The sequence below is a fragment of the Oleiphilus sp. HI0086 genome, from assembly GCF_001635225.1.
The window spans coordinates 1-1,072 of sequence record NZ_LWFZ01000032.1; the positions used below are offsets into that span (position 1 = coordinate 1).

Consider the following 1,072-nt stretch of genomic DNA (forward strand, 5'->3'; position numbering starts at 1 on the left):
GCAACAGAAGGCAGGCGCTTGATATGCGTTTCTTGAGTGACTAGGTGTTGTAAGCCCGAGTCTTCAATCATGTACGCCAAACGATCATCGGGGAAGTCAGGGTCAAGCGGGACATAGCTGGCGCCGACTTTCAATATGCCAATTAGGGCCGCGAGCATATGCTGAGAGCGGTCCAGGCACAAGCCAACGCGGTCCCCAACCGATACGTGCTCCTCTAATAGGAGCTGAGCCCACTGTGAGCTAAGTTCATCAAGCTGACGATAGCTTAAGACTTCCTGCTCAAATATGACGGCTTCTTTTTCGGCAAATTGTTGAGCTTGATGATGAAGGTAGTGACCGACAGTGCGAGGGGCGTTGGCTTGTTCTTCATGCCAGAAATGGTGCGTACCTAGGCTACGAGTAAGTAAATATTCATAATCGTTAATAGGGCTGAGTTCCAGCTCGCTGAGTGACTGGTTTAGATTAAAACTACACTGGGTTAGGAGCCAGATATATTCATCGATTCGGGCTTTGATTGACTCTTCCAGGAATAGGTCAGTATTGTACTGGCACTCGATTGTGAAGTGGTCACCGTAGTCGGCGACATTCATAAACTGTTCAAAGTTTTCATAAAACCTTGGGTTTGAGTGGAAACTACATTTTAGCTCGTGAAAATCTAGATGTTCGTCTTCCAAGCCTGTATCAAAGTTGTAAAGCAGGGGTAAAAGTGGAATTCTTGAAGGATCCCTTGCAATGGGTAGCTCTCGAATCAACTCCCCAAAGGTAAAGTTCTGATGTTCAAAAGCGTCTAGAATCTCTTCACTAATTTCGTGTATTGCTTGAGCAACTGATATAGAAGGATTTAGCTCACTGACGATAGGAACTGTCGAAACACAATGACCAATCAAAGAATTCGGAGCGATACCGGGTTGTGCTGCGGTTGGCATTCCTACTGCTAAAAAGGACTCTCCTGTCCAGCGCTGCAAGGCAATAAAATAGATCGCCATTGTATAAGCGCTTAGGCTGCATCCTATGCTGGCTGCACTTTTCTTAATTTCAGTGATTAGATCTAGGTCGACATCAACATCTATTC

The 1,072-nt window shown here is 45.7% G+C and carries 1 protein-coding gene; it reads right to left on the minus strand.

Features of this window, described 5'->3' with window-relative positions; translation table 11 throughout:
* A partial coding sequence (locus tag A3756_RS00635; protein ID WP_156490137.1) for a condensation domain-containing protein occupies positions 1 to 1,072 on the minus strand: 1,072 nt, incomplete at both ends.